Annotated in this window: 21 protein-coding genes; 9 read left to right on the top strand and 12 right to left on the bottom strand. The window is 63.5% G+C overall.

Annotated elements, in window-relative coordinates; translation table 11 throughout:
* Positions 1-201: 201 nt before the first annotated feature.
* The 6 genes from OIS53_RS05180 to surE all read right to left on the bottom strand — a co-directional run bounded on the left by OIS53_RS05180 (position 202) and on the right by surE (position 6,012).
* Positions 202-747: a 2'-5' RNA ligase family protein gene (locus OIS53_RS05180; protein ID WP_264681331.1), complete on the bottom strand. Its 546-nt coding sequence runs from the start codon at positions 745-747 to the stop codon at positions 202-204.
* A 149-nt stretch (positions 748-896) separates the two neighbouring features.
* Positions 897-2,285 (bottom strand): M28 family peptidase, encoded by a 1,389-nt coding sequence (locus OIS53_RS05185; RefSeq protein WP_264681332.1) that lies wholly within the window; start codon positions 2,283-2,285, stop codon positions 897-899.
* Positions 2,286-2,674: 389 nt separating this feature from the next.
* Positions 2,675-3,253, bottom strand: coding sequence for a SixA phosphatase family protein (locus OIS53_RS05190; protein ID WP_264681333.1), 579 nt, complete (start codon positions 3,251-3,253; stop codon positions 2,675-2,677).
* Positions 3,254-3,263: 10 nt separating this feature from the next.
* Entirely contained in the window at positions 3,264-4,262 is a 999-nt protein-coding gene (locus tag OIS53_RS05195; RefSeq protein ID WP_264681334.1) for a DUF1028 domain-containing protein, read from the bottom strand.
* Positions 4,263-4,372: 110 nt separating this feature from the next.
* Positions 4,373-5,095, bottom strand: a complete 723-nt coding sequence (locus OIS53_RS05200; protein WP_264681335.1) for a TIGR04283 family arsenosugar biosynthesis glycosyltransferase — start codon at positions 5,093-5,095, stop codon at positions 4,373-4,375.
* Between the two features lie 47 nt (positions 5,096-5,142).
* Positions 5,143-6,012, bottom strand: a complete 870-nt coding sequence (gene surE, locus OIS53_RS05205) for a 5'/3'-nucleotidase SurE (protein ID WP_264681336.1) — start codon at positions 6,010-6,012, stop codon at positions 5,143-5,145.
* Positions 6,013-6,153: 141 nt separating this feature from the next.
* On the opposite strand from surE, the gene OIS53_RS05210 reads away from it, so the two are divergent.
* The 3 genes from OIS53_RS05210 to OIS53_RS05220 all read left to right on the top strand — a co-directional run bounded on the left by OIS53_RS05210 (position 6,154) and on the right by OIS53_RS05220 (position 9,635).
* The gene (locus OIS53_RS05210; RefSeq protein WP_264681337.1) at positions 6,154-6,801 is read left to right on the top strand and encodes a hypothetical protein; all 648 of its coding nucleotides are present in this window, start codon (positions 6,154-6,156) and stop codon (positions 6,799-6,801) included.
* Between the two features lie 116 nt (positions 6,802-6,917).
* A complete protein-coding gene (locus OIS53_RS05215) occupies positions 6,918-7,352 on the top strand; it encodes a DoxX family protein (protein ID WP_264681338.1) in 435 nt (144 codons plus the stop codon).
* Positions 7,353-7,853: 501 nt separating this feature from the next.
* Complete coding sequence (locus OIS53_RS05220) at positions 7,854-9,635, top strand: M14 family metallopeptidase (protein ID WP_264681339.1); 1,782 nt, start codon at positions 7,854-7,856, stop codon at positions 9,633-9,635.
* 305 nt (positions 9,636-9,940) lie between these two features.
* On the opposite strand, the gene OIS53_RS05225 is transcribed toward OIS53_RS05220, so the two are convergent.
* Positions 9,941-10,759 carry a hypothetical protein gene (locus OIS53_RS05225; protein WP_264681340.1) on the bottom strand — a complete coding sequence of 273 codons (819 nt, stop codon included), beginning with the start codon at positions 10,757-10,759 and terminating at the stop codon, positions 9,941-9,943.
* A gap of 346 nt (positions 10,760-11,105) precedes the next feature.
* Between OIS53_RS05225 and OIS53_RS05230 the strand changes: the two genes are divergently transcribed.
* The 5 genes from OIS53_RS05230 (at position 11,106) to OIS53_RS05250 (ending at position 15,256) form a co-directional block, all read left to right on the top strand.
* Positions 11,106-12,050 carry a hypothetical protein gene (locus OIS53_RS05230; RefSeq protein WP_264681341.1) on the top strand — a complete coding sequence of 315 codons (945 nt, stop codon included), beginning with the start codon at positions 11,106-11,108 and terminating at the stop codon, positions 12,048-12,050.
* A gap of 37 nt (positions 12,051-12,087) precedes the next feature.
* Positions 12,088-12,819, top strand: a complete 732-nt coding sequence (locus tag OIS53_RS05235; protein WP_264681342.1) for a PoNi-like cognate immunity protein — start codon at positions 12,088-12,090, stop codon at positions 12,817-12,819.
* A gap of 20 nt (positions 12,820-12,839) precedes the next feature.
* Complete coding sequence (locus OIS53_RS05240) at positions 12,840-13,403, top strand: DUF6630 family protein (RefSeq protein WP_264681343.1); 564 nt, start codon at positions 12,840-12,842, stop codon at positions 13,401-13,403.
* Positions 13,404-13,671: 268 nt separating this feature from the next.
* The gene (locus OIS53_RS05245) at positions 13,672-14,427 is read left to right on the top strand and encodes a type IIL restriction-modification enzyme MmeI (protein ID WP_264681344.1); all 756 of its coding nucleotides are present in this window, start codon (positions 13,672-13,674) and stop codon (positions 14,425-14,427) included.
* A 16-nt stretch (positions 14,428-14,443) separates the two neighbouring features.
* Positions 14,444-15,256 carry a hypothetical protein gene (locus tag OIS53_RS05250; protein WP_264681345.1) on the top strand — a complete coding sequence of 271 codons (813 nt, stop codon included), beginning with the start codon at positions 14,444-14,446 and terminating at the stop codon, positions 15,254-15,256.
* Here OIS53_RS05250 and OIS53_RS05255 read toward each other — a convergent pair whose 3' ends face one another.
* Positions 15,257-16,138 (bottom strand): DNA-methyltransferase, encoded by an 882-nt coding sequence (locus OIS53_RS05255; protein ID WP_264681346.1) that lies wholly within the window; start codon positions 16,136-16,138, stop codon positions 15,257-15,259.
* A gap of 10 nt (positions 16,139-16,148) precedes the next feature.
* Here OIS53_RS05255 and OIS53_RS05260 point away from each other — a divergent pair, with 10 nt between their 5' ends.
* The gene (locus tag OIS53_RS05260) at positions 16,149-16,427 is read left to right on the top strand and encodes a type IIL restriction-modification enzyme MmeI (protein WP_264681347.1); all 279 of its coding nucleotides are present in this window, start codon (positions 16,149-16,151) and stop codon (positions 16,425-16,427) included.
* A 243-nt stretch (positions 16,428-16,670) separates the two neighbouring features.
* Here OIS53_RS05260 and OIS53_RS05265 read toward each other — a convergent pair whose 3' ends face one another.
* From OIS53_RS05265 to OIS53_RS05280, 4 genes are all read right to left on the bottom strand, one after another.
* Positions 16,671-17,915, bottom strand: coding sequence for a bifunctional 3,4-dihydroxy-2-butanone-4-phosphate synthase/GTP cyclohydrolase II (locus OIS53_RS05265; RefSeq protein WP_264681348.1), 1,245 nt, complete (start codon positions 17,913-17,915; stop codon positions 16,671-16,673).
* Positions 17,916-18,225: 310 nt separating this feature from the next.
* Positions 18,226-19,038 carry a pyrroline-5-carboxylate reductase gene (proC, locus tag OIS53_RS05270; protein ID WP_264681349.1) on the bottom strand — a complete coding sequence of 271 codons (813 nt, stop codon included), beginning with the start codon at positions 19,036-19,038 and terminating at the stop codon, positions 18,226-18,228.
* A gap of 156 nt (positions 19,039-19,194) precedes the next feature.
* Positions 19,195-20,367 (bottom strand): glycosyltransferase, encoded by a 1,173-nt coding sequence (locus OIS53_RS05275; RefSeq protein WP_264681350.1) that lies wholly within the window; start codon positions 20,365-20,367, stop codon positions 19,195-19,197.
* A complete protein-coding gene (locus tag OIS53_RS05280) occupies positions 20,364-21,638 on the bottom strand; it encodes a glycosyltransferase family 4 protein (RefSeq protein WP_264681351.1) in 1,275 nt (424 codons plus the stop codon). Before OIS53_RS05280 ends, OIS53_RS05275 begins: the two co-directional genes overlap by 4 nt.
* Positions 21,639-21,838: the final 200 nt, after the last annotated feature.

Consider the following 21,838-nt stretch of genomic DNA (forward strand, 5'->3'; position numbering starts at 1 on the left):
AGCCGCAGCCAAGGGGTGCATTACTACAGCTATTTCCCGGTGCATGAAAGTAGTGTAGCGAATCAGGCGGCTGATGCTACCAATTGCTTTGTCTGCCGAAGAGCAGCGGGCTGCTTTTCGGCGAAGTTAATAGTAGCCAGGACCTACCAGCACTTCCGGCCGGCAAGCTACTCCTCGGAGCACCGCCAGAAAAGCCAGTTGCTAAGCGGCTGCCGCAGCCCCCAGCGCGCAGTGTTGCAGCGGTACCCATTGCTGCCCGTCGTGCCGAAACAAAACCAGCTGCTCGGCTAGGCAGGTAGCGCGGTAGGTGCGGGCGGCAAAGTCGCGGCGCAGGCCGGGCACGTGCTCGGCGGGCAGGTCGCGGGTGGCCAGCGTAACGTGGGGCACAAACGGCCGGGTTGGGGCGGGCACTGCCGGCAGCTCCTGGGCCAGCCAGGCGGCCAGCGCGGCGTGCAGCTGCTGCACCGGGCCGGGCAGCACCCGCACGTAAAGGGTGCGCTGCCCAAACCACGCAAAATCGTGCAGCTCTAGCGGGCACGGCGCTTGCCCGGCCGCAAAGCGCCGCAGCACGGCGGCAGCTTTGGCGGCAAATGCGGGCGGCTGCCGGGTGGGCGGCACCAGGGTAATGTGCGGGGGCAGGCGCACGGCGTTGCGGCTGCCCGTGCGCTGGTGCACCTGCTGCTTCAGCTCCCACACCTGCCCGTGCACCGGCTCCGGCAGCAGCACTACCACGAGGTACAGGTCCATTTAGAGAGGTGAGAAGTGAGAGGTGAGCAGGGATACAGATGACGGATGCGCAGTACCGCGGGGCGTCTGCACATCCGTCCGCTTACGCCTGCTACCCGCTTTGCTCGTCGCGGAAGCAGAACCGCAGGAAGGCGGAGTTAAGCTTCGCGCTACAGGCCGTACTTGCTGAGCAGGTACACGAGGGCGGCCATGCTGGCGCCGCCCAGCTCCAGCTCCCGGCGGTTTACCTTGTCGAAGGTGTCGGCGGCGGTGTGGTGCAGGTCGAAGTAGCGCTGCGAGTCGCAGTCGTAGCCGATGAGGACGCGGGCCTGGCTTTTCAGCGGGCCGATGTCGGTGCCGGCGTGGCCGGGGGTCCAGTTGGTGCTGCCGTAGGGCCGCAGCAGGGGCTGCCACTGCCGCACGCGGCGCACTGTGGCCGCATCGGCCTCAATGTTGAAGCCCCGCGGCGTAAACCCGCCCCCGTCGGATTCCATTGCAGCCAGGTGCTTTTCGCCGGCCGCTTTGGCCAGCTCGGCGTACTTGTTGCCGCCGCGCACCCCGTTTTCCTCGTTCATAAACAGCACGGCCCGCACCGTCCGCTCGGGCCGCAGGCCGGTGGCCTTGAGCAGGCGCAGCACCTCCATGCTCTGCACGCAGCCCGTGCCGTCGTCGTGGGCGCCCTGGGCCAGGTCCCAGGAGTCGAGGTGGCCGCCCACGGTAATGATTTCGTCGGGGTACTTCGAGCCCTTGATTTCGCCCACTACGTTGTAGCTTTTCACGTCGGGCAGGGTCTGGCAGCTCATTTCCAGCTCCACGGTCAGGTCGGGGTCGGCTTTGAGCAGCTGGCTGAGTTGGTCGGCGCTGTTGGTGCTGAGCGCCGCGGCCGGCACCTTGGCCACTTGGTCGTCGTAGCGCAAGGAGCCCGTGTGGGGGTAGTCGTCGTGGGCCAGAGTGAGGCTGCGCACCAGGGCCCCCACGGCTCCGCGGCGGGCGGCGGCCGAGGGGCCGGCGCGGCGCTGGTCGCCGGCTTCCCCGTAGGCTTGGCCGGTTTCGATGTAGAGCGGGTTCATGGGCCGGTTGAACAGCACAAACTTGCCTTTCACTTTCTCGGCGGGCAAAGCGGCCAGCTCTTGCAGGCTCTGCACCTCCACCACCTGGGCCCGGAGCTTGCCGCCCGTGCCCACCGAGCCACCCAGGGCGCACACGGCCAGGTCGAGGCCCTTGCCCTTAGCACCGCGCACCACGGCCTTTTCCTTGGCCCCGCGCACCCAGTGCGGCACCATTACCTCCTGCAAATACACCCGGTCGAGGCCCAGCATTTCCATCGTAACCTTGCCCCACTGCACGGCCTGCTCGGCCTGGGGCGAGCCGCTCAGGCGCCCCCCGATGCGGGTGCAGAGGTGGCGCAGGTTGTCGTAGCTCTGCCCGCGGGCCAGGGCCTCGTCGTAGAGGCGGCGGATGTTGACGGAATCGGTGGTGGCGGCCGTTTGGGCCGCGGCGGGCAGGACCGTGAGCGTGAGGCCGGCCCAGAGCAGGCGGCGGAAAGTAGCAACTAGCATGTGCGAAATGAAACCAAAGCTGGCGGTGGAGTCACTGGAACCGGGGATACCCCAAGGGCTAAAGTAGCAGAAAGCGGCTACGAGTTGCAGAGCCGCAGCCGGAAGCAGCCTCTTTCTTCGCCGAAAAGGTAGCTTTCTGAAGACAATACCACCCTTGTCAACAAGGCGTGAATGCAGCAGGGCTCGTGCAATGACCCCACCATGCGCAACCTTAGCTGCGCGAATCGGCTGACCTGCAGCAGCCCTTGGTAAGCTGATGTGGTGGACCATAACAACGAGCCCCTCACTGGCTAGCTCCACGGGAGCAGCCGGCGCGGGGCCCGTTTGAGAAGGCGCGCAGCTACAGGCAGTCCTGGCCGGCGCTGAAGGCAACGGTGAAAGAAATAATACTATTTCTCGGAGACTCCATAGCGCCGGGCTACAGCAGTTACGGCCTGGGTCGAATCCTGGGGCAAACGCACTTCCAGCAGGTAGTCGTATTCGTTATCCTGAACAGCAGGCACGGGGCGCGGGGCACCCAGGGCTTCCACGGTTTCCAGAATGGTGTTGGAGTGGCCCACCACCAGCACGGCCTGGCCGGGCTTTTCTTGCCGGATGCGGCGCACCAGCTGCGGGAGCTGGCGGGCATCGTAGGGCAGAATCGTGAGCCGGCGAGCCTGGGCTAGGGGCTGGGCCGTGGACTGGGTGCGCAGCGTAGTAGTGCTGTAGATGGCCGCCACCGGCCGGCGCAGCAATGTGTCGCGCAGGGCCTGGGCACGCTGCTGCCCGGCCGGGGTCAGAGGCGGGTCCTGTAGGCCGGGCGCGAGGTCTTTCTCGGCGTGGCGCACGATGTACACCGTTGTGAAAGTCGGCTTAGGCGTTGTACGCGGGCCGGCGCAGCCACTCAAAACCAGCAGGGGCAGCAGCACGCACAGCAGCCAGTTGGCGAGGCCGCGGACCGGAGTCATCAGCAAGAGAATACGGATCATCGGTAGCAGCTTATTTCAGCGCCAGAATTTGCTTTAGCTCGGCTTCGCTCACGGTCAGCAGGCCCACTTTGGGCAGGCGCTCGGTGAGGGTGCGCCAGTTGGGGTCCTGCTTGAAGATGGGCTTCAGCAGCTTCAGGGCTTCGGGTACCTGCTGCTTGTTGGCCAGGCTGATGGCGTGCCAGTACTTCATTTCCAGGTTCTGCGGAAACAGCTTCTCGGCCGCCTCGTACTCGCGCAGGGCCAGCGGAATGTCGTTTTTCTCCACGGCCAGGTCGCCGGCGTTCATGTGCTCGTAGGCCCGGTGCAGGCGCAGCAGGCGCCCCAGTTCCCGCAGCGGCTCGGCCGAGTCGTCCACGCGCAGGTCGATGAGCCGGTCGGTCCAGGGCGCGGCCGTGGCTTTGGCGCGCACCACCAGCAGGGCCGCCGACTGCCGCCCCCGGATGTCGCCGCCCTGGGCCTGGGCCGCGTCCAGGGCCGTGAGCAGGCGCTCGGGCAGGGGCAGCTGGGGGTTGGCCTCGAAGGCTTGGGCCATGGCGTCGGGCACGGTGTTCTTGAGCATCATGTTGGCCTGCACCGAAAACTGATTGCCCTGGCGGTGCCCGGCCATATCAATGCACTTGCTACCGGTGTGGGTGGCCACGCGCCCCTTGGCATCCACAATGGCCACCTGGCGCACCTCGCGGCCTTCGTCGGTGCGCAGCAGCTCGTCCAGGGTTTCGCGCGCCGACTTGCCACTTTTCAGCAATGCCAGTCCGCGCGGCCCAAACGACTTATTGGTAAACGACTGCGTAGCAATGGCACCCACGCCCGCTTCGGCCCAGCTCACCGAGGTGCCCACCGAAAACCAGTGGCTTTGCACGGCCACGGCCAGGTCGCCGGTGAGCGGGTCGCGGGCCACAATGCTGTAGGTGTGGGCCAGGGGCTCGGCGGCGGAATAAATCTGCGCCTGGACGGGACGCACCAGCAGGGGCAGCCCAAGCAGCAGGAGTAGCAACAACAAGCGTTTCATGAAGGGGAAGTGGGAGTTGGGCCCCCAAGATACGCGCCCGCGCTAGTTTCCTTGCATTTGCGCCCGGCGCCTTGGTGGGCGCGCCGCCGCGGGCCGGGCGGCTCTACTGCTCACACCTTGTTTTGCCGGATGAGGCGCCGGTACAGGCGCACCAGCCGCTCCTGCGGCACGCCCAGCCAGTGCAGCACGGCAATCAGCGTAAACACGGCCTGCAACCGGAAGGCACCGTTTTCGTGGTATTTGCGGGCCGAGGTGGTAACGGCCTGGGGCAGCACCCGAAACGGGCCGTGCCGCCGCAGCCGCCCCACAATCTCCTGGTCTTCCATCACCACCAGCTCGGGGCGGTAGCCGCCGGCCTGCTCAAACACCGCGCGGCGCACAAACAGGCTTTGGTCGCCGAAGCGAATGGCATCCACGTCGAAGCGCGTAAACCAGGCGTTCAGGCGCAGAAACCAGTGCTGGCTGTCGAAGCGGAGGCGGAAGCAGCCGCTGCCCGCCCCGGCGGCCACCGCCGCCCGCACGGCCGCCAGAAAGCCGGGCGGCGGGTAGGTGTCGGCGTGCAGGAAATAGAGGATGGCCCCGGCAGCAGCAGCGGCGCCGTGGTTGAGCTGGGCGGCCCGGCCTTTGCGCGGGCACCGCAGCACCCGGGCCCCGGCGTGGTGGGCTACCTCGGCCGTGCCGTCGGGGCTGCTGCCGTCGGCTACCACAATTTCTACCGGGCCCTCGGCGTGCTGGCGCAGGTAGGCCACCAGCTCGCCTATTCCCGCTGCTTCGTTGAAGGTGGGAATGATGATGCTGACCAGCTCAGGCGACGCAGCGGCACCGGGGTGCATAGGCAACGGAACGGTTGGGGAAACCACACAACGGGAGCCTAATGCTCCTACCCCAGCCCCTCGGCCGACTCGCCGGGACCGGGCTGGGCACTGCCCAGGTGCGGAGCTTCTTCGGCGGGTCCGGTGGGCGCCGGGCTCAGCTGCCAGCTGGCGTTCATCTCGCGCAGGGCGTAGAGGGCCGTCAAGTCATACTGGCAGGGCACAATGGAAATGTAGTTCTGCCGGAGGGCGTACTCGTCGGTGTCCTGGCCCTGGTCTTCGTTGACGAAGGAGCCAATCAGCCAGTAGTACGGGCGGTTGTGCGGGTCGTAGCGCAGGTCGAACTCCTCCTGCCACTTGGCCCGCGCCTGCCGGCACAGCCGCGCCCCCCGGATGGGCTCCGCCGACTTTTTCGGAATGTTGATGTTGAGGGCCGTGCCCCGTGGGATGCCGTGCGCCAGGGCCTGGCGGGTGAGGTGCTCCACCCACTCCTCCACGTGCGAGAAGTCGGCGCCGTGGCCGTAGTCGCACAAGGAAAAGCCGATGGCGGGCAGGCCCTCGATGGCTGCCTCGATGGCCGCCGACATGGTGCCGGAATACAGCACGTTGACCGAGGAGTTGGAGCCGTGGTTGATGCCGGACACCACCAGGTCGGGGCGGCGGTCCTTGAGCACGTGGTGCTTGGCCAGCTTCACGCAGTCGGCCGGGGTGCCGCTGCACTCGTAGGCCTCGATGCCCTCGAAGATGGTGCTGGCGTCGAGGCGCAACGAGGTGCCGATGGTGATGGCGTGGCCCATGCCCGACTGGGGCGAGTTGGGCGCCACCACCACCACCTCGCCGATGCGGCGCATAATGCGCACGAGCGTGGCAATGCCGGGGGCGGTGATGCCGTCATCGTTGGAAATCAGAATCAGGGGGGTGCGGGCGGAAGTAGACACGGGCAAGCGGGAAAAGTGTACGAAAGCCGGGGCGAAGATACGCCGCGGCCGGCCGGGGCGCCGGCTGTACTCGCTGCTGCTAACGCCACGTTTGGCCTGGCGGTTGCCAACGCCCGGCGCGGGCTGTGCGTATGCCGCTGTATGCGCTGCCGTATTGTCGTTCTGCTTTCCGGGCTCGGCCTGGCCGGGCTCCTGGCCTGCGACGGGTCGGCTACCCGCACGCCCACCGCTTCGGGTGGGGCAGAGCCGCCGTTTGTGTCGCCGGCCGCGCCCGCCGACCCCGGCAGCCCCACCGCCACGCCCTCACCCAGCACCGCCCCCGACTCTCTGCACCTGCTCAGCCCCGACCGGGCCGGGCGCTTGCGGCTGGGCATGCGCGAAGATGAAATCCGGGCTCAGTGGCCCGCCGACCTACTTCGGCTCGGCACCCGCACGCAGGAAGGCCTGCGCAACCCCGTGCTTTTCCTCACCGACGCCCAGCACCCGGAAGCCCCGCCCCTGGAGCTGGAGCTAACCGCCGACCCCGACGGCAGCCAGCGCCTCTGGCGCATCCGCGTCACGGACCTGCACTACCGCACGGCGGCCGGCATTGGCGTTGGCTCGCCGGTGGGCGCCGCCCGGCAGCAGTACGGCCTGGACGTGGTGGAGCGCACCGAAGCGGGCCTGGTGGGCATGTCGAGGGCCGCGGGCATGACCTGGATGCTCGACGATGCGGGGCTGCCGGCGGCTCCCCGACCGGCGCAGGTGCCCCCGGCCACGCGCATCACCGGGGTATTACTTTACCAGTAGAGCCGGGCCGCGCCGGGGTTGCATTCCAGCGTAAATATTGTACTTTGGCAACCACGAACGTATGGCTATACGGCCATATGATGTTAAATCAGGCGCCCGGCCTTCTCCCTTTGCCTATGGCTCTGTTTGCAAACCAGTACCGAACCCACGACGTAGGCCTGCTGCTGCTCCGCGTGGGCATTGGCACCATGTTCACCATGCACGGCTACCCGAAGCTGTTTAGCGGGCCCGAAGCCTGGGCCCAGCTGGGCGGGGTAATGAAGCTGGTCGGCCTCGATTTTGCGCCCGTGTTCTGGGGGTTTCTGGCCGCCGTAGCCGAAACGGTAGGCGGGCAGCTGCTGGCCCTGGGGCTGTTTTTTCGGGTAGCCTGCGCCCTGCTGCTGGGCACCATGATTATGGCCACCGTCATGCACGTGAGCACCAGCGCCGACTTTCAAGGCTACTCCCACGCCCTGGAATCGGCTTTCCTATTTCTGGGCCTGCTCTTCGCCGGGCCCGGCAAGTACAGCATCGACCAGCTGTTGTTTCCGGCGCCCCGCCGCCTGTACTAGCGCCGGGCCGGTAAGGGTGCGCTTCAGAATAAGCCGCGGCGCTACTATTGGCCACTAGCTTGTAGCAAGGGCCTACTATTCATAACCACCAGGGGCTTTTTACCCGCCAACCCCATCTATTTACAGGAGCCGCATAACGGCCCAGAGGTGTGTAGTCTTACGAGCTAACAAGAACGTAGCGCCGCGTAGCGGGGCAAGAAACGTTCGGGCGCCTCTTGCCCCGCTACGCGGCGCGGTGGGATGCCTACTTCGTGTAACTACAAATCTTCTGGCCGCTATGCGGCTTTTCGACAGCTTGGTTGGCTCAGCAGCAGTTTACTACCGCCGAAGCCATATGCGCGCGTCGTTTCTTCACCATTACTTTTCTGCCCAAACTGTACATGCTTTCGGCTGGCTGCTACAGGCAGCGCGTAAGTTGTTTCGGGAGCGGCGAAGGGTACCCGCGGGGCGGTGGGTTCGGAAGTTGGCACTACCTTGCCGGCTCCATTTGCCGCTTCCGCTATGTTTTCCCTGCTGCTCGCGTTCCTGCTCTGCACTGCCCCTGCCTCACTGCCCGCCACTGATCCTGCCTCACCGCCCGCCGACTGGCGCACGCCTTTCGAGAAGGGCAACGGCAACACCACCGCCACCTACGCCGAGTGCCTGGCTTACTACCGCCAACTCGATGCCGCTTACCCCGAAATTCTGCTACGCGAAGCCGGCCCTACCGACAGCGGGGAGCCTTTGCACGAGGTGGTGGTGTCCCTGGACGGGGACTTCGACCCGGCTTCGGTGCGGGGCAAGGGGCGGCGCGTGGTGTTTGTGCAGAACGGCATTCATCCCGGCGAGCCGGAGGGCATCGACGCGGCCATGATGCTGGCCCGCGACTACGTGCAGAAGAAGACGCTGCGCCGCCAGCTGGCCGATGTGGTGCTGGTCATCATCCCGATATACAACGTGGATGGGGCCCTCAGCCGCAATGCCACCACCCGCACCAACCAGAACGGCCCGGCCGAGTACGGCTTCCGCGGCAACGCCCGCAACCTCGACCTCAACCGCGACTACATCAAGCAGGACTCGCGCAACGCCCGCTCGTTTGCCCAGCTGTTTCAGCGCTGGCAGCCTCATGTGTTTGTTGATACGCACACCTCCAATGGCGCTGATTATCAACACACCATGACGTTGATCACTACCCAGAAAGACAAGCTGCACCCAACCCTGAGCCGCTACGTGCAGCAGCGCCTGCTGCCGGCCTTGCAGGCGGGCATGGACAAGCGGAAGTGGCCGCTCACGCCCTACGTCGACTTTGAGGGCCGCACGCCCGACGCCCGCGGCCTGCGCGGCTTTCTGGAAACGCCCCGCTACTCTACCGGCTACACCACCCTGTTTAACACCATCGGGTTTGTCACCGAAACCCACATGCTCAAGGCCTACGCCCCGCGGGTGCGGGCCCAGTACGACTTCTTGGACCTGCTGGTGCGCTGGGTGCACCAGGATGGCATCGCCCTCCAAGAGGCCCGCGCCACCGCCGACCGCCAAGTGCGGGAGCAGCGGGAGTTTGCCCTGAGCTGGCAGCTCGACACTACCCAGGCCGAGCGGGTTAGCTTCCGCGGCTACGAAGGCAAGCTCAAGCCCAGCGAAGTTAGCGGGCAGCCCCGCCTGTACTACGACCGGGCGGCCCCGTTTACCCGCTCGATTCCGTACTACAACACGTTCCGGCCTAGCGTTACGGTACAGCGGCCGGCAGCTTACCTTATTCCGCAGGCCTGGGGCGAGGTAGTGGACCGCCTGCGCCTGTCGGGGGTGCAGCTGCGCCAGCTGCGCCGCGACACGGTGCTGAGCGGGGAAGTCTATTACATTCAGGACTACAAAACCAGCTCCCGCCCCTACGAAGGCCACTACCTGCACAGCAAAGTCGAGGTGCGCCCCGTTACTCAGGCTCTACCCTTCCGCCGCGGCGACTACGTGGCCCGGCTCGACCAGCCCGCCGCCCGCTACCTCGTCGAAACCCTGGAGCCCCAGGCCACCGACTCGTTTTTTGCCTGGGGGTTCTTCGACAGCATCTTGCAGCAGAAAGAGTACTTCTCGGATTACGTGTTCGAGGACCTAGCCGCCGAACAGCTGCGCCGGCAGCCCGAGCTGCGCCAGCGCCTGGAAACCCTTAAAAAGAACAACCCCGCCTTCGCCGCCAGCCCTGCCGCCCAGCTCGACTTCCTCTACCGCCAGTCCGACCACTACGAAAAGTCCCACCTGCGCTACCCCGTGCTGCGCTGGCTCGGCGGCCCGCTGCCGGTAAGTGAATGAGTGGATGAGTGAATGAGTAAATGGGTGGATGAGTGGATGAGTAAATGAGTGATGGGAAGGTGATGGATGAACAGTCAGCTCCAGCGGGGCGGCATGTCGGTAGAAACCCAACGGGTAAATGTATTTAAAGCCCCAACGGGGCGACACCCATCGTTTGCGGATGATGGTGTCGCCCGGCTGGGGCTTGCTCGTTTTTCTGGCTCCGGCCTGCTACCGACATGCCGCCCCTCCGGGGCTGACCGTTCATCCACCACCTTCCCACCCATCCCTCCCTCACTCATTCACTCATCCACTCATTCACTCATTCACTCGCCCAGCGAGTTGGCGTAGTTTACGATGTAGGCCAGGTCGCGGGGTTCGGTGAAGCTGAGGCTATGCTGCCTGGCGTATTGCTCCAGCTGGCGCGCGTGGCGGCCGAAGTAGCTCAGCAGGTCTTTGCGCGGGTTGCGCAGGGGCAGCACGGTGCCGTTGGGCAGGCCCAGGAAGAAGCTGTCTTTCACGTCGGTGTAGAAGCCGGCTACGCGGCCGGGCGCCCCGCCGTAGCTGTAGGCCTCGTACGGCCCGGAGTAGGCCACGGGGCGCTCAATCAGGCCTTCGCGCCGCAGCAAGATGGTGGGGCCGCTGCTGAGCTGCTCGAAAAACGCCGGGCTGCGGAAGTCGCTGTAGTCGTTGTTGCGGTTCCAGCGGTAGGTCCGGAACACCCGCACCAGGGCCGTATCGGGCCGCTGGCGGCGGCGCGGGGGCGGCAGGGCGGTGAACACGGGGCTGCCGTAGTAGTACCCGCGGCGCATGTCCAGGAAGTCGTCGTAGTAATACTGGTCGCGGCGCGGGTCGTACCGCTCGCCCTGCACGGCAAAGCTCTGCACAGCCACGGCCGGCAGGGTGCGCACCGAGTTGTCGGGCAGGGTCATGGTAAGCATGTCCTCGGAGCGGTGCAGGGCCACGGGGCCCGTGAGCGTGTCGCCGGTGCTCAGTAGCACGGTGGCCTGGGTAAACTCCTGCACGAAGCCCTGCCCTCCGCCCCGCTGGGCCTGGGCCGCCAGGGGGCCAAGGAGCAGCAGACCGCCAAACAGCATCCTCTTCACCCGCAGAGCAATAGGCCTACTACTGAACGTGACTTTCATAAGATTATCGGAGTAAGCTGCTACCAGACAACATGGAAATATACGCAGTAACCCGCCGGCTCTACTACCTTCCCAAAGCGCAAAGCAGGGAAATGCAGGGCCACAAAGCCGATAACTCAGCCAGCCGACCGGCGCTCCACATACGTGCCCATTGCCTCACCCAGGAGCCGGCGTATCTGGGGCAAATGGGTATCTTACCTCCCAATCGTGTTTTTCCGGGCAGCGCCTTCCCTACAGCTACTACTGCTCCGTACCGGAGGCACGCGGCCACGCGCCCGTAGCCTCGCAGCCGAAATAGAGTACCAGTTAGTGCCATTGTTTTCTACCTACCTATTTTACCTTATATATGCCTCCTCCTTCCCCTGCCCAGGCCTTGTACTGGTGCTTTGGCGCCTGGCGCTACCGCGTGGCCGAGTTCCAGTACCGCCTCTACCAGGCCCTGGACGCGGCCCGGCGCCGCAGCACCCAGACGCGGGCCGACCACGTGCGCTTCTCTCTGCTCGACGCTGACGCCCACTCGGCCGTGGTAGCCTACGCGGCCTGCTCCTACCAGCGCGCCCACAGCGTCTTTGAACTGGAGTGCCAGGATGGCTCCTGCCGCCCCTGGCTCACGGTGCAGGCTGCCCACCTCACCAGCTTCGTGGAAGAACTGCGCCCCGGCCCTGGCCAGGAGCCCAGCCACCGCCAGCGCCTAGCCCTGTCGGCGGCGGCCCTGGTGCTGCGCGACGGCACCACCATTCAGCGCCACACCGTCATTCCCTGGGATGCCCCGCCCGAGGTGGAGCGCCGTGCCCGCCTTGAGGGCTGGAGCCGGCCCCAAGCGGCGGCCATGCCCGCTCCCTATCCCGAACTAAAGGTCTCAGCTCCGGCCAAGACGGGCCCGCCCGCGCTGTCCGGCAATCAGGAAAAAAGTATTTACGGGGAGCACCGCAGTGACGCCTTCATGCGAGCCCAGGGCCACACGAAGCTTAATGACGGCGGCCATCTTACTCCATTGCCGCCGCACCCTTCCCGCGGTCAGGGCATCGACGGAGTGTGGCGCCATGCCAGCCCGCCGCCCGACTACATCATCACCGAAGCCAAGTACAATAAGAGCCGCTTGGGCTATACAAAAGGCAGTGGTCGGCAAATGAGTGACCAGTGGATAATTTCTGATAACCGTTTGGAAAGAGCGGTAGGACGACCCGAAGCTCTACGTATCGCTGCTGCGTTACGCCGGCCGGGCAGAGTAGAAAAGCGGTTACATAATGTGGCACCTGATGGCACTTTAACGGAAACGATTCTTACCTAAGAGAAGACTGATGAGCATGGTAAAACGTGAGCCACTAATGAATGAATCGTACTTCGATAATGATATCGAACTAGTACGTGCTGAACTTCTGGTACTGGAAGACGAGAAAAGACTGCCTCCGGAAGAAATTAAACTTGATTTGGTGTACTTATGTGACTTTAATTACCGCTCCAATTTAGTTTCATCTTTGTACTCTCGTGGGTATGCTATTGAGGAAATAAGGAATGAATTTGTCGCATTAGTAAGTTCTCTTGAGCAGTTTGTACACTATTCTGCTGCTGAGAATGAAGGTATTTTCTTCAACGGCGAAATGGATGGTTACACGCACGCCGTGGCCCTCCTCTCGCTCGGCTTACTGCTGCGCGTAGACACCGATGTATTCAGGCGCTTAGTCGAAGCCATTGGCCTCAACGGGCAGGACTACCTGCTGGAATGGCTGGCTGGGCGACGTCTGCCCCAGCGCCCGCCGACCGTGCAGCTGTTGTTTCCCAAGACCTACGCCCGCCTGCGCGACGCCATCCAGGCCCCGCGTGATATCACGCCGCAGTTGCTCAAGAGCTTTCTGGCCCACTGGTACGAGAGTGTGGATACCATGTGGTACGAATGCCATCTAGGGCCGGAGGGGGGCGGCTTTACCGGGTACTGGTGCTGGGAGGCAGCAGCCGTGGCGTTTGCCCTGCGCGTGGATGACTCCGAGTTGCAAACCATGCGCTACTACCCTAAGGACCTGGCCGACTTTGCCTTCGGGCGCAAGCCTCAGCCTGCTTAATACCAGGCTCTTTTTACCTTTTGTCATTCACCTTCATCATGCACTCTACCGAATCCTTACGCGCCTTTGTTGGCCTGCTGGCAGGCAAGGCAACCGTCCAAGCCGATACCGTCTTAAAGCACGTAGGCTTGGCCCTCCGGGAGCCCGCAACCTACCTCACTGAATTTGCGGATGACTTGTCGGAGCGGGGCATTGATGAACTAACTCCCGACATAGCTGCCAACCTACCCCAAACAGCCTTGGTGCATGAATTGGAAAAAGCCAGCTTGGTGGGAGAAGTTGATTGGAAAGCCGATGCGGAAGATATAGTCTGGAACGTGAACAACGTGCTGGAGCAACAAGGCCGCCCGCAGCTGGAGGGAGACGACCTGGAAATAACCGATGAAGATGAAGTGGAAAGTTGCCTTAGGTATGTAGGCTCCGTGCTGCGTGCCCGTCATCTTACCCTCATCTATCTTCTCGACCTTGATAGCGACTCGTATCCGCTGTCCATCGTAGCAGCGGCCGATATGCCCCGCTTCACTCAGCTTGCCCACGAGCTGTCTGTCCGGTTCGAGGTGTATGATGGCGCAGTACAAGCCTAACTCCCAGCCCGCCTACACACCAGTACCACTCCGCCGGTACCTCTGGCACGCAAAAGCCCCGCCCCCAGCCAATGGCCGCAGGGCGGGGCTTTTGTATGCACTACCTGAATCCTGTAGCACCGTTTCTACCCCGTGGCCCAGGTGAGTAGTTGCCGGAAAGCCCGCTGCCGGGCGGCAGGTGTTTCTGAGATTTTATCTGGCCCGCTACGGCCGGGCAGCCCTACTGCCGTGCTACCTTGCGCCGGTACTTCTATTCACGTATTCCCCTATGCCGCTTAGCTGGAGTGAAATCCGCAAAAACGCCTACCAGTTTGCCCGTGAGTGGGCCACTGCCACCGACGAGCGGGCCGAGGCCCAGACGTTCTGGAACGAGTTTTTTGACGTGTTCGGCATCACCCGCCGCAAGGTGGCCGCCTTCGAAAAAAACGTGCGCAAGCACGCCCCCACCCTGCCCGCCGGCCTGGTAGAGGAGCCGGGCGGCGCCGTTGAGAAAGGCCGGATTGACTTGTTTTGGCCGGGCGTGCTCATCGGCGAAAGTAAAAGCCGCCACAAAAACCTCGACAGAGCCTACCAGCAGGCCCTGGAGTACGTGGGCGGGCTGCTGCCCCACGAAAAGCCCCAGTACATCTTCGTGTCGGACTTTGCCCGCCTGCGCCTCTACGACCTGCGCCGGAGCACAGTGTTTCCGGCGGTGCAGGAGCATACCGAAATCCTGCTCCAGGACCTGGGCCAGCACGTGCGCCTGTTTGGGTTTATGGCCGGCTACCAGCAGCGCACCTACCAGGAGCAGGACCCCGTGAACGTGCAGGCCGCCGAGCGCATGGGCCGCCTGCACGACCAGCTGGAAGCCAGCGGCTACCGGGGCTCCGACCTGGAGCGCTACCTGGTGCGCCTGCTGTTCTGCCTGTTTGCCGAAGACACCGACATCTTTCCCCGCGCCGCGTTCATGGACCTGGTAAGCCAGCACGCCGGCCCCAAAGGGCAGCAGCTGGGCGGCACTTGCCCTTATATTTGCTGTACCTAGCTCTACCATAAAACTCATGCAACCTATCCAAACGCCAGCCACAGAAGCTCGTATCGCCCGTATTGTCTCTTATTTGCCTCATTTGCGCGATGGCCAGCTAGTTTGGGTTGAGCGAATTGTCCTACAGTTTAAACAACCAAAAAGCTTCGTCGCTCACCAACCTGCCGGATTGATTAATGAATGCTTCTTGGAGGACTTTGGTGATGCGCTCCGCCTACACCACTGCTTCTCTGACGGCGCTTTCGCCAAAGATAAGTTTGAGTACACTGCTGTTAGAGTCTGGCAGCAGTGCGGGCGACAAGCAGCCATGGCTACCCGTGGTAACCCAGGCCATGATATTACGCTGGATGCGGAACGCATTTCGCTAAAAACCCAAGCTGACCGTAATCTTCGATTAGGCGTTGTCAATATCCATAAATTCATGGAACTTGGCCGCGGTGATTGGACTAATAATCCCACTGACCTAGTGCAATTGCGGGCGCAATATCTAGCCCATTTATCAGGCTATGAGCGGGTGCTCGTTTTACGCAACACAGCTTATCCAACTCCGGCTAGTCCCTTTTGGCGCTATGAATTGCTTGAAATTCCTATTCCGTTACTTGCACAGGCTTCGCACGGCACCTTGGAAATGATGCTTGACAGCAGACAGATGCCGAAGCCTGGCTACTGTCACGTAGTGGACACCGACGGAAATCCGGCCTTTCGATTATATTTTGATGGTGGAACTGAACGTAAATTGAAAGTCCAAAATATCAGGCGTGATCTGTGCGTAGTTCACGCCACATGGGAGTTTATTATCCAAGAGTTAGATGAAGCACTAATGGCTTAATTAGAGAGCCAGTGTAGGCAGACGAAGTTTCTGCAATCGAGTCTCTGCCAGCGCCGCGTATTCAGGGTTCAATTCAACACCCGTGCAGTTTCGCCGCAGGCGTAAGCTTGTTTCACCGACAGTACCCGTGCCGAAAAAGGGGTCAAGCACATGACCACCTACTGGACTGCCTGCTTTAATACAAGGAGCAATTAGAGCGGGCGGGAACACGGCAAAATGCGCACCTCGGTAAGGCTCGGTATTGACAGGCCAAACAGTACGTCGGTTGCGAGTGGCCTTACCATCTTGCGTAGGTTCAACAATTGCTGCATGATCGTAATAATAGTTTTCCGACTTAGTAAGTAAGAACAAGTATTCGTGTGACTGCGTCGGACGGTCTTTCACCGATTCCGGCTGGCAGTTTGGCTTATGCCAAATAATGTCGGAGCGCAAATACCATCCATCAGCTTGCAAGGCGAAAGCCAAGCGCCAAGGCACCCCAATTAAGTCTTTCGGCTTGAGCCCTACCGGCGTAGGCGGGCGGTAGCTCATAGCGCGAGCAGGATTTTTTTTGTCCGTGTCACGCCATGTGCGTCCACCGCTTGTGTATGAATCGCCAATATTTAACCACAAAGTACCGTCAGGTCGTAGCAGCCGGCGTACTTCACGAAAAATGCCAGTAATGTCCTCTAAATACTCTCCCAGTTCGGGCTCAGCTCCAATTTGGCCTTCAATGCCATAATCACGAAGCCCCCAATAGGGTGGGCTTGTGACGCAGGTGTGAAAGCTTTCATCTTTTAACTGGGACAAGGCTAGGCGAGAATCTCCCAGAAGCAAGCGACAAGTGGGCGCATCGGGTGTTGATTCGGCAGCAAAAGAAAGTGGAGAGTCAATAGAATACACGGCAAAGGAGTTGGGTTTTCGGCAAATTACTACACAAAAGACGATAGAAGATGCCGCCCACCCCGGCAGCACCCTGGCCGACCTCTACGACCCGCTGGCCATGCCCGCCGACCTGCGCGCCGCCCACCGCCACCTCGACCGCCTCGTGGACCGCCTCTACCTGCGCCGCCCCTTCCGCCACGATACCGAGCGGGTGCAGCGTCTGTTCGAGAAATACGCCGAACTGAGCGCCCCCCTGGCCCCGGCCGCCGCACCCGCCGCCCGCGCCCACCGCCGGCGCAGCGCATAGGCTGGCGGGCCGGCAGCACGCCGCGCGGTATAGGAGCAACGCCCCCGCGGGGCAACACCAGCCGGCAGCCGGTTGGCGTCGCCCCGCGGGGGCGTTGTTGTGTCAGGTTGTGGCTACTGCTTTACGGTGCGGCTCAACGCCGGGAGCCTCTTGAACGGTGTAGAGACGCGAACCGTAGGAAGGCGTAGCCAAGGGTCGCGTCTCTACACCGTTCTGGCAACTGCTCTGGTTCGCACCGGCTTCCTACTCGGCTGCCGCAGCGGCAGTATCCGGGTGGGGGGCGCGGCCCTTGGTGAGGATGGTGTGGCCCAGTTTGTCGCGCTTGGTGGTGAGGTACCGCTCGTTGTGCTCGTTGGGCTCCACCTCGATGGGCACCGAATCCACGATTTCGAGGCCGTAGCCGATGAGGCCGGTGCGCTTGCGGGGGTTGTTGGACAGCAGCAGCATCTTGCTAATGCCCAGGTCGCGCAGAATCTGGGCGCCCACGCCGTAGTCCCGCTCATCCATGCCGAAGCCCAGCTCCAGGTTGGCTTCCACCGTGTCGCGGCCCTGCTCTTGCAGCTTGTAGGCGCGCAGCTTGTTGAGCAGCCCGATGCCGCGGCCTTCCTGGTTCATGTACACCACCACGCCCCGGCCTTCGCGCTCAATCTGCTGCATGGCGCGGTGCAGCTGGGGGCCACAGTCGCAGCGGCAAGAGCCGAAGATGTCGCCCGTGACGCAGGAGGAGTGCACGCGCACCAGCACCGGCTCGGGGCCCGAGATGTCGCCTTTCACCAGGGCCAGGTGCTGGGCGCTGGTGCTGCGCTGGGTGTAGGCCACCAGGTCGAAGTCGCCGTAATCGGTGGGCAGCTTCACCGAGATTTCGCGGGTGATGAGGCTTTCCTTGTCGAGGCGGTATTTGATGAGGTCCTGCACCGAAATCAGCTTCAGGCCCCACTTGTTGGCAATTTCGCGCAGCTCGGGCAGGCGGGCCATTTCGCCGTCTTCCCGGAGAATCTCCACCAGCACCCCGGCCGGCTCGAAACCCGCCAGGCGGGCCAGGTCGATGGCGGCTTCGGTGTGGCCGGCGCGGCGCAGCACGCCTTCTTTGCGGGCTTTGAGCGGGAAGATGTGGCCCGGCTTGCCCAGCTCCTCCGGCCGGGTGGCGGGGTCGATGAGGGCCAGAATGGTTTTGCTACGGTCGGAGGCCGAAATGCCGGTGGTAACGCCGTTTTTGAGCAGGTCGATGCTGACCGTAAACGGGGTGGAGTGCAGAGCCGTGTTGCGGCCCACCATCAGCTCCAGGCCCAGCTCCTCGCAGCGCTGCTCGATAAGCGGGGCGCACACCAGCCCGCGGCCGTGCGTAGCCATAAAGTTGATGACTTCGGGCGTGGCGCAGCGGGCGGCGCAGATAAAGTCGCCCTCGTTTTCGCGGTCCTCGTCGTCGACGACCACAACCACCTTACCGGCCCGAATGTCGGCAATGGCGTCTTCAATAGAATCCAGCATGGAGCGCGGATTTAACGGATTAAAAGGATTTCGCGGATTTTGGTATCCCGGCAGGAACACCCCCGCAGCTGCTGCTACAACCGCCGCCGCCGCGCGAAGTTACGAAGGAGGGAATGAGTGAATGAGTGAATGAGTGAATGAGTGAATGAGCGGATGCAATCAGCCCGTCCTGCTGAGCGGAGCCGGAGGCGCAGTCGAAGCATCTCTACCGGAGGTAACTCTCATCATGTGCGGACGAAGCAGTAAAGATGCTTCGGCAAGCTCAGCATGACGTTCTTTTTACTACCTCACCTGTCACTCATTCACTCATTCACTCATTTGCCAACTCCGTGGCGCGGTGTTGGGCGGCTTTGATGCCGGCGGCGAGGGTTTCGGCGAGGTGGCCGGCGCGGAACTCGCGCAGGGCGGCTTCGGTGGTGCCGCCTTTGGAGGCCACGGCGGCAATCAGCTCGTCGGGGGTGTGGGCGGAGGCGTTGAGCAGGTGGTAGGCGCCCAGCATGGTTTGCTTCACCAGCAGCCCGGCCACCGACTCCGAGAAGCCTAGCTCCTGCCCGGCCCGCATCATAGCCTGCACGATGTAGTAGAAGTAGGCCGGCCCGCTGCCGCTTACGGCCGTCACGGCGTCGAGCAGGCTTTCATCTTCCAGGAAGATAGAGCGGCCGGTAGCGTTGAGCAGGTTTTCGACCTGGTGCAGCAGCCCCCGCTCCACCTCCGGCGCCGCCGAAAACCCCGTGATGCCCATGCCCAGCAGGGCCGGCGTGTTGGGCATGGCCCGCAGCACCTGCCGGTGCCCCAGCTCCCGCTGCAACCGCGCAATCGGGATGCCGGCCATGATGGACACCACCACCTGCGCTGGCCGCAGCACGGCCCGCAGCCCCGGCGCCACCCGCCCAAAGTCCTGGGGCTTCACGGCCACCAGCACCACGTCGTAGGTGCTCACGGCGTCGGTCAGCTCATCGGTGGACAGGCCGGGGTGGGCGGCGGCCAGGCGCTGGCAGTGGGTCAGGTCGCGGCCCAGCAGCAGCAGGTCGGCGCGGGCCACCAGGTTGTAGTGCAGAAACGCTTTGGCGAAGGCCATGCCCATGTTGCCGCAGCCCAGAATGGCAATGCGTAGATGTTTCATGTACAGGGGCTTAGGGTCTTGGGAGCTTAGGGTCTTAGATGAAGTTCTATTTACTATCTGTCAAATTACTATTTGTCAAAGCTGTTTAGGAAGTCATCTGCAATGTAGCTGACACTCATAGCCATGCTCCACCTCACTACTCACCACTTCACCACGTCACCTCTCAAACAACGTCTCCAGCTGGCGGGTGGCGGCGTCCCAGTTGTAGTGCGCTTGCACGAAGGCGCGGCCGCGCTGGCCTAGCTCGGCGGCGGAGCCGAGGTGCGTGAGCAGGTGGCTGAGGTGGTCGGCCAGCTCCTGGGCCGTGGTGCCGATGAGCAGGTCGTGGCCGGGCTGGCCGCGCAGAGCGTTGTTGGCCAGGGGCGTTGTCACGCAGGGCAGCTGCATGGCCATGGCTTCCAGCAGCTTGTTTTGCAGGCCTGTGCCCACGCGCATGGGCGCCACAAACGTGCGCGCCGCCGCGTAGGCCGTCCGGATATCCTCTATCCAGCCGCTGATGGTCACGGCTTCCGAGGCCAGGGCCTGCACCCGGGCCGCGGGCGTGGTGCCGGCCACCAGCAACCGGGCCTGCGGGTGCTGGTGGCGCACCAGGGGCAACACTTCCTCGGCCAGAAATACGGCCGCGTCCACGTTGGGGTGGTAGCTCATATTGCCGCAAAACAGCAGCTCATGGGTTTTTGCGGCGGCGGGCTGGGGCTGAAAAAAATCCGTGTCAATGCCGTTGAGCACCACGTGGAGGTCGTGGCGGCGCGGGTGCTGGATAAGCTGGCGGTCCTGGTCGGAGATGATGGTGTGGTGGCGAAACCAGCTGAAGGCGGCAGCCTCGTAGCGCAGCAGGCGGCGGCCCTCCAGGGCAAACACCGGCCGCTGCCAGCGCGGAGCCGTGGCCGCCCGCCGCAGCATGCCCTTGGAAAACACATCCATGTAGTCGAGGGTCATGGGCAGGCGGCCGGCGTAGGCGCGCAGGTAGTGGGCCATGCGAATGAGCTGGCAATACACGTGGTCGGGCCGGAACTCTTGCACGAGGGCATCGAGGCGGCGCTGGGCGGCGGGGTCGTAGAAGTAGCCTACCTGCAAGGGCAGGCCGCGGGCCAGGGCCTGGCTCATGCCCGCCGCAATGCCGGGCTTGTGCAGGCGGTGCACGTGCAGGCCGCCCGCGCACCAGGGCGCCACGGCCGCGTACTCGTCTTCCGCCACCGGCTCATCGGACAAGGCAAACAGGCAAATCTGGTGGCGCTGGGCCAGGTGGCGCAGCTGATGAAACGCCCGCAGCTTGTCGCCCTTATCCAAAGGGTACGGAAACCGCGACAGGAGCACGAGCAGCTTCATGGACGCAGGCCGGAGGTAAGCGGCTCGGCCGGGGTGCGGCCCTCAGTGGCGGCGCGGCCTTGCACACTACTGTACAAATCGAGGAAGCGCTCCACCACGCGGCGGTTGTCGTAGAGGCGGGCCGCGGTGCGGGCGGCTTCCTGCCCGATGGCCGCTGGGCCCAGCTCGCCGCGGTAGTAGCGGCCCAGGCAATCCAGCCACTCGGCCGGGGAGTCGGCCAGCACAATGTCGTGGCCGGAGCGCACGTGGATGCCCTCGGCGCCGAGGCGGGTGCTAAGGATGCACTTGCCCAGGGCCATGCCTTCAATGATTTTGATGCGCATTCCGCCCCCGCTCAGCAAGGGCACCAGCATCAGGTCGTAGGTTTGCATAAACTGGGCCGCCGACTCCACGAAGCCGTGCACCGTAACGCCGGGCACCTGGAGCTGCCGGATTCGCTCGGGCGTGTCTTTGCCGGCCAGGTGCAGTTCCAGCTCGGGGTAGCGCCGCCGGGCCTCGGGCCACACTTCCCGCAAAAACCAGTCGAGCCCTTCTAGGTTAGGCAGCCAGTTCAGGGAGCCCAGCATAAACAAGGTGCGCGGCTTGGGCCGAATGGCGGGGTCGGGCTGGAAGCGGCTCAGGTCGACGCCGGCCGGAATGAACTCGATGGCTGGATGAGCGCCTAGTGCGCTCAGGCGCTGCTGGTCGGTTTCGGTAATAGCGGCAATGGCGTCGAAGCGGCACAGCATCCAGTTCTCGAACTGCTTGAGCCGCGCGGCTAGCTGACGCAGATACCATTTTTTCAATGGGTTGCCCGCATTGCGGGCCAGCTGCTCCCAAATCGTGTACTCCAGGTTGTGGGCGCGCAATATTACGGGCGGTACGTGCTGCCCACGTTGGGCCCCGCCCGCCCAATACCTTGCATACCAAGCCACGAACGTGCCTTCCATCTGCACCACATCAAACTGCTCCTGGGCCAGCAGTTCGACCAGTTTCGCCTTCACTTCCTCGCTCACGAACCGCTCCACGTTGTAGGGCAAGTGGCTGAAGAGCAGATTCCGCAGGGCTTTCACCGGCGACAGGCGCGTATCTACATCCACCGTCACCAGGCTCACGTTGGGCCCCAGGTGGTCCAGTACGGTGGTGAGCTGGTGGTGCTTGGGGGTGTTGAGGGCCAGTACCGTAACGCGGTGGCCGGCGCGGGCCAGGCCAGCCGCCACGTCGTACATGGCAATGGCGCCCCCATCGTGGGGCGGATACGGCACGCGCGGACAAAGCTGAAGAATGTGCACAGAGAAGCAAAGCAGGTACGGCCGGCAAAGCTACAAAGAAGGGTTTGGCTGGCGGCAGACTTGCCAGCTGTGCTGGCGCGTCTGCCCGCCGGGGGATGGGGCCAGTCTCCCGACTGGCGGCCGCTGAAAGCGGCCATCAGGCGTCAGGGCCACGTGGATTTGTCGCTCAGCTAAAAGACAGTAACGCGAAGTTTCACTTC

Source organism: Hymenobacter sp. YIM 151500-1 (assembly GCF_025979885.1).
GTDB lineage: Bacteria > Bacteroidota > Bacteroidia > Cytophagales > Hymenobacteraceae > Hymenobacter.